At 70.7% G+C, this 1177-nt stretch carries 2 protein-coding genes and 1 pseudogene; all 3 read right to left on the reverse strand.

Annotation, left to right across the window (positions count from 1 at the left end; genetic code table 11):
• Positions 1-120: 120 nt before the first annotated feature.
• Positions 121-555, reverse strand: a complete 435-nt coding sequence (locus ACFPM7_RS30325) for a PTS mannitol transporter subunit IIA (protein WP_378251279.1) — start codon at positions 553-555, stop codon at positions 121-123.
• On the reverse strand, positions 545-847 hold the full coding sequence (locus tag ACFPM7_RS30330; protein WP_378251280.1) for a PTS lactose transporter subunit IIB: 303 nt from the start codon (positions 845-847) through the stop codon (positions 545-547). The genes ACFPM7_RS30325 and ACFPM7_RS30330 overlap by 11 nt, the downstream gene beginning before the upstream one ends.
• 10 nt (positions 848-857) lie before the next feature.
• A pseudogene (locus ACFPM7_RS30335) lies at positions 858-1177 on the reverse strand (PTS mannose transporter subunit IIA); the annotation flags it as partial.

The following is a 1177-nucleotide window of genomic DNA, read 5'->3' on the forward strand; positions in this document are numbered from 1 at the left end:
TCAGATCCGTCCCGCACGTGGAGGTGTTGCGCACCGCGATCTTCACCTCACGCGGACCCGCGCTCGGCTCCGGCGCCTCCTCGATGCGGATGTCACCCGGGGCGTAGAAACGCGCCACCTTCACTGGTCTCGCTCCTCGTCTCGCAGGATCGCCACGACGGTCGCGGCGTCGTCGGCCGTGCGCAGCGCGGCGGCCTTGTCTGGGTCCATCAGCACGCGGGCCAGCGCGGAGAGCACACCGACCTGCTCGTCTCCACTGGCCGCGATGCCCACGCAGAGCCGCACGTCCTGCCCGCCCCAGTCGACCCCCTCGGGGAACTGGAGCACGGCGAGCGCCGAGCGGCGCACGAGGGCGCGGCTGGCGTCGGTGCCGTGCGGGATCGCCACGCCCTCGCCGATGAAGGTGGGCACGGACTCCTCCCGCTCGTGCATCGCGGGCACGTAGGCCGGGTCCACCGCGCCGATCTCGACCAGCACGGCTCCGGTCTGCTCGATGGCGTCGGCGCGGTCGGCCGCCGTTCGGCCCAGGCGCACCTCCAGCAGGTCAGTGCTCAAGGGGCTCCCCGTTCTTGATGGCCTGCTCGACGCGGTCGAACACCGGGTCGCCGAGGAAGCTGTTGAAGCCGATGACCGGGGCGCTGGAGTTCTTGCGCGCGCGGTCGACCAGGGTGGCCTGGCAGAGCACGAGCTGCGCGTCGGCCGGGATCTCGTTGACCGGCGTGTGCTTGACCTTGACGTCGTAGGGCTTGAGGCGCTTGGCCAGCTGGGAGGCGACCATGACGCTGCTGCCCATGCCCGCGTCGCAGGCGATGATGACGGTCTTGATGTCGCTGCCGAGGATGCTCATACCTTCTCCTTTAGACGGTGCCGCCGTTGGCGATCTGCTGCTCACGTTCCTCGCGCCGGGCGTCCTTGCCGAACTTGAGCAGCGCCGCGGCCACGACGAAGGACACCACGGCGGCGGCGAGCACGCCCGCCAGGACGCTGATGTGCCCACCCTTGGGCGCGACGGCCATCAGGGCGATGATGCTGCCCGGCGACGGCGAGGCCACCAGGCCCGCGCCGGTCACCACGAAGGTCAGCACACCCGCGGCGCCACCGGCGATCGCGGCCAGGATCAGCTTCGGCGCGGCGAGGATGTACGGGAAGTAGATCTCGTGGATGCCGCCCAGGAACT

Source organism: Actinokineospora guangxiensis, assembly GCF_042657845.1.
Classification (GTDB): Bacteria; Actinomycetota; Actinomycetes; order Mycobacteriales; family Pseudonocardiaceae; genus Actinokineospora; species Actinokineospora guangxiensis.